The organism is Seonamhaeicola maritimus (assembly GCF_008056315.1).
Classification (GTDB): domain Bacteria; phylum Bacteroidota; class Bacteroidia; order Flavobacteriales; family Flavobacteriaceae; genus Seonamhaeicola; species Seonamhaeicola maritimus.
In genome coordinates this window covers 1-6,290 of sequence record NZ_VRKQ01000025.1, presented here as the reverse complement: position 1 = coordinate 6,290, position 6,290 = coordinate 1, and the positions used below count along the sequence as shown (strand labels likewise).

General features: G+C 36.7%; 2 protein-coding genes. Both read right to left on the bottom strand.

The features are described from left to right. The coding region (locus tag FUA22_RS18350; protein ID WP_147770066.1) for a hypothetical protein at positions 1 to 512 on the bottom strand (512 nt) is incomplete at its 3' end. Positions 513 to 800: 288 nt separating this feature from the next. Continuing rightward, on the bottom strand, positions 801 to 6,290 hold a 5,490-nt coding region (locus tag FUA22_RS18345; protein ID WP_147770065.1), incomplete at its 5' end, for a LamG-like jellyroll fold domain-containing protein.

Here is a 6,290-nt window from a genome sequence, read left to right as displayed (position 1 = left end):
GGAAGTGCTTCTACGAAATTAGGATTTGTTGTATCCTGAATAGTAAAAGTAGCGGTTGTTGATGCTGTCAAGGGTGAACCACAAGTATCAGTAACTGTAAATATAACTGTCACAGAGCCTGTTTCACTACAATCATTACTTACGGGGTTCGTAACAGAATCGTAATTATTAGACCAACTAACTGAACCAGTTAAACATTCATTATTATATGTAGCCCCTCCATTGTTGTTAAGCCAATTATTTAAATCGGTAATGTTACCGCTTCCATCACATTCGACTGTAAAGTCTGAAGCATGTATATCAATATCAATGAAGGTGCTAAAGTTTAAATCTCTAGCATTATTATTCTCAAACACCCTAGCATAATCCGAAATCAGCCCATAATAGGGTTGATAGTTATTCTTTGAAGACGCAGCGGTTCTTTTTAAGTAATAATTGTTTGCAAATAGCGCGCTGCAAAATAACAGGGTACTTAAAATAAAAAGAAACTTAAAAAAGTATTTTCTCTTCATAAACAGTTAATATTTAGGGCGTCGCACAAATAAATATACCAGTTCAAGAAAATAATTTCTTAAAACGGGATCATTATTTTAGGGTCATGCGCTATTAACCAATTTTATGAGGACTGTAAACTTATTACTACGATCCGAGAAAAACAAAAATACTCGTTGAAATACCTTTATATTCTGATTATGAGAAAATTGGAATATTTACCTCTAAAATTAATAACAGTTTATTGATAAAAAATATTAAAAAATGGGCTAAGTGCCCATTTTTTAAATATAATTTCGAATTTACGGTTACTGTCCTATTACAATCTTCTTGTTTGTCCTTCCTATGTCGGTTTGTACTTGAACAACATAGCTGCCTGTAGAAAGTGTGCCAATAGGGATTCTAACTTCATTTGAAAAGGATGAAGAATCTGAGAAATTCCAAGTCTTAACAGTTTGCCCAAGAATGTTTGTTAAGTAAACTTGTTTCACATTGTCTGAGTTGTTCGTTTTGATATATATCTCCTTGCTGTTATGTAAATAATTAACAACAACTCGGTCTAACAATAAATCATTAGCATCATTAGAAAGTGTATTGTGCTTTGTAAATGTAATATAGAATCTATCAAGATAATCACCAGGGTCTAGTGTCATCTCAAATGCCTTATTATTAATTTTTGTATAAGTACCTAATAGTGCGTCATACACATATACTTTCGTGTTTGGTGAAAGATTTTCTAATTTTGTTAAATGAATTTCAACAGGGCCACCGGTTGTTGAAAAGATACCAATAGGGTATTGTTTAGTTTCATCAAATTCGCCTACTCCCTGAATCATATAATTTTTGTCATCTATTCTGAATAGCATATCATTAGGGAATGTTTCTCTACTTATCGCATCATAACCAAAATCAAAGCCATCAGAAGCAGCATTGTCAGGAGTAAATCCTAATAATAAATGACGTTTGGCTCCTTCAGGAGTTCTAAATAATAATCTTACCCGTTGTATGTCATCTTCTTCTTGATTGTTTTTTGGAGTCTGGGCATTTGTTTTCCCTTTAGTATTGGATTGTTTCATAAATACTGATTCTCCGCTTTCTTCAGTTTTGAAGAATCTATGTCTATTGTGGAAGGTCACATCCCCTGACCCCGATCCAGATTCGACTGCATAAACAAAGAACCCTTGACCAACCGGAATATAATAATCAGGTATTTTATTAGAACTGCCCAGTCCACTTACTTCGTAACCATCAATTGTAATCAATGGAGCAACAGCCGGGTTTCCTCCTGTAAGAGTAAGTTGTGCGTATCCACCTTGATAATCTCTTAAGATATGCGTATTGTTGGAATCATAATGCACCCAGAAATATAGAGCACCATCAAAACTTGCAGAAGTTCCAGAATTTCCTCCAGGGATATTGTCCATAATAAACTCTCTAGCATCAATGGCACATGGGTATGGATTGCCAACAAGAGCTTCATTCCCCAAAGAAATAGGAGTAGCAATTGTTCCATTATGCGGAAGTCCATCAAACACATAGTTCTGTACTGTGTCAGATGTGTCTCCGCTACCTTTCATAGTAAAACTGAGACCAGGGCTTAATGTTCCTGTTTCTCTTAAATACTCCCAATTAGCGTAAAGGTTAATAGGATTGTTTTTAAATGCCCACATCCATCGTCTACTCATTGTAATTCCTTGGGTGGTTCCGTTATGGGTTGCGGGATTCGCATTGTAGCTATTCGTCCATAACAGAGGTAAAGGATTATCAGTGTCCGTTCCATCTTTTAGGACTTGGTTAACTGAATAATCACTATTATAGGTAGGACTTACCGGTGAGCTCCAATAATTATAGTTGAACAAATTAGATTGCCCCTGTTGGTCACGTTCTAAATGACCACTACTATTAATGTCTAAAATACTTCCATTAAATTGATGGGTAACGTCATCATTATTAGGGTTGTTATCATCATCAAAGTAATAGCGTTTTTGAATTAATTGTGACTCTCCAATTAAATCTATTAGTCCATTAAGCAATAAGTAATCAGTAACAAATAAACCATATCCATTGTTGGTTTCATCTTGAGTATCAGTTAGATCAGTTACTGTTAACTCACCTGAATTAACTAATAATCCTAAGACTGTTATATCTCTATCACCTGATGTTACATTATGATTGGTGCTTACGATATTCCAATCAATTGGTGTTCCGTCAATACCATCGCTGTTTGGTACATCCCAAACATCAAAATAGGTCCATGTTGCATCTGTATCCCAATTTGTGTTGGCCCTGGTAGTGTAAGGAAGAGGAGCTGTTTCTTGTTGGCTTGTAGTAATGTTTTTTAGCCTACCACTTACTCCTACATAAGGTTGAATATCGCCACATACTAAATCCATTCTATAATATCCCACAAGGTCACTCCAAAGCAATAAATCATCTTCTGTTCCATTATTGTCTATATCCGGTCCGTATATTTTAGTTGGAATTACAACACCACCAACATCAGTTCCCAATTGATCTATTTCCTGATTCATCATTTGACGAATATGTCTTATAGATAAGGCTTTATGCCATATTCTTAATTCATCCATCCATCCGTGATAATAATTAGTTGGATCATTAGGGGGTGATTGGTCCATAGCTCCTAAAAGCGCTTCAATATTATTGCTTGTAGCAGCAGGGGCACTTCCACCAGTGGAACCAAGTTCTATACCGTCAACATACAAATTATAGGTGGTTCCGTCAAATGTTACTGCTAAATGATACCATCTGTCGTCAGAAATATTATAACTGCCAGATGTAACCGAACCAGTTCCACCATTATACCAATTAAACCTCACTTCTCCATTAACAATGCTTAAATCATAACCACTTGTATTGTCTAAAGCATCTTTTCTAGAAAATACAGTTTGTGTTCCTATTACATCCTCAGGTTTTACCCAAACTTCAATACTAAATTCAGATGTTGTATTAGTGTCTAATTCATAGTTATTTCTAAAGGTTACATAATCATTAACCCCATCAAAATCGATAGTTGGGCAATCTACAATGGTAACCGTAATAGTGTCATCACAACCACTACCATCCTGTAACGTCCAGGTTAATTCATATGTTCCAGGATCTGCTATAAACAGAGCGTCAGGGTCTGTGTTGTCTGAGAATGTAATTGAATTACCACATGATGAGGTGCTAATTGTTTGAGCGCTCCAAACACCCGTAACCCCTGTTCCTTGGTATCTTGTAGGTGTATTGTTGGCATCAATAGGATCTAAGCCAGTAGGAACCACATAAAGATTATTTACCCAAGCCCCCTTATTGTAATTATAGGCTGCATTTCTAGTATTATCGTAGGCATTTAATTGTACCCAGTTTTCGCCACATTCACTTGTTAAAGGCGTATAATTTTGACCGGCATAGGCCAAACTTGTATTAATATTTACATAGTTGGTTCCTAAGTCGTTATCTGCTCTACAACCATTAACCAAGGCTGTAACACCATATTCACGTACGCCTGGAGTTACTGGGGTAACAGATGTTGTAGTTCCTGTTGCTATAACAATTCCGTCTTCATCGGTCCATTCCAATTCATCATCTACCTGAGCATATGCAAAACCTACATCATCAATTGCCCAAGCACTTTCAACGTCAAATGTTTGAGTTGAAGAACAGTTATTTGATGAATGCTTTGGGAATGTGATATCATTACACCCACCTGTTCCTTTATGAAAAATAAATATCACTCGTAGTCCCGAAAGACCTGAATAAGCTCCTAAGTCTAAAGAAGTATATCTATAAGGATCAGCCACAGGGTATTGTCCATTGTTACAATTACCATTTTCTTTATATGCTTGAATTCCAAGTGTTTCAGGATCTCCTCCTTCATCTCTAGAATCTAGATCGTCGTTTTGCAAAGTTGTTAATGTAACCGGATAGGTATTGCCAGAATCAAAGGATAATTTTATTTCACCATAGGCACCATTACAAAAATAATAGTTATGATAAAACGTCATTATGGCTTCGGCAGAAGTCATGCCAACAGTACTGAAAACAGGGGTTTCTAGAGTAGTAGAATCGTTAACAGTCATAAATTCCTCATGGGCGATAGCAAACTTAGTATTGTCCTCAGTATCATAATTTATACCACTGAATGTAGTATTAGCGTTGTCGTTAGAGTTTGTCTCTTTCCATGTTGCTTCAGATTGATTATTACCACTCGCTGGGAAAAAACCGTCAATTCCATCCACACGCCAGCCATCGGGTTGGGCATAATTAAATTCACCACCTTCACCAAACTGACCACCAGGTTGATCAAAGAAGCTCTCAGCAACAATTGTAACACTTTCTCCAAAGCAAATATCTTGAGCAGACTGACTCATAATAATTGGAGGCTCATCTGGTGGTAAGAACCTAACGAATGCAACAGCAGAATGCTTGTTTATTGGGTTTTGTGAATCAGAATTGTCTGTGATGTCTAATCTAACAAATGTATCAGCCGTTAATCCATATAAGGTATTTTCAAAAGGATTTCCAGCATCATGACTAAATGTTGTCCATGTTTCTCCATTATCATTGGAATATTCCCAATGATTAACCGTTACGTTCGCTAAATCAAACGGATCAATTGGAAGTAGGGTGAAATCCACATCTTTAGGTATTGTAATCCCTCCTGGACATGCTGTTGCTTCGATAAGGGCACTAGGAGGGGCAGGTGGATTATCTGGATCGATTGGAGCTACAATTTCTCCAACCAAATAGGTTTCTTGATGTTTTGGAGGTTCTACGGTTACTGTTGCTGTACACGTATTTATATTACCATTTACATCTGTAGCTTCTAAAGTTACTGAGGTGGTATAAACGTTTCCATTTGGATCTTCATTAAATGTATCGGGAGAAACAGTTAATGACGCAATGCCACAGGCATCATTGGAACCATTATCTACATCGGAAGCTGAAATAGTTGCTGTTCGAGTAATCGCATCTAAAACAACAACAAAATCATTACAAATCATAGTAGGAAGTGTGTTGTCTTCAATAGTCACTGTCGCTGTGCAGCTATTACTATTTCCTGCATTGTCAAATACGGTATATGTTACTGTGTTATTTCCAATATCGGAACATGAAAATGAGCTTGGCGATACAGTAGCATTTGCTATACCACAATTATCAGTAGACCCATTTTCTATATCTAGTGCTGTAATGTTTACTAAACCGTTAGCGCTTAAGCTTACTGTAATATCTTGGCATTCCGCATCAGGCTCTTCATTGTCTGCTGGAATAACATTAAAGGTACAGGAAGTTGTATTACCAGTTGCATCAGCTGCTGTTAAAGTAACAATTGTATTACCGGATATTGTAGTGCCTACGGCAGGATTTTGTGATACTGTAACATTATTACAGTTATCTGAAGTTGCAGCAAAGCCCGTATAATCGGGTAAAGTAAACATACAACTAAAGTCATCAAAATCTACATTTCGATCACCAGGACATGAAATGGTTGGGTTTTCATCGTCTATGATGGTAATTGTTTGTGAGCATGTAGCTGTTAAACCAACGCCGTCTGTTACAGTATAATCTATAGTAACAGAACCTATTGGGAAGGTGTAATTTCCAATAGCACCTGAACCACTATCTGTTACATCGCCATACATAGACCATGTAATAGAGGCGCTACAGTTATCACTATAACTAGGTGTAACTACAGCATAATTAACCGTACAATTTCCCGTGCCATCGTCTGAGGTGTTTATTGTGGTGTTGGAAGGGCATGAGATTACAGGGTTTTGATTATCTATTACTTCCAC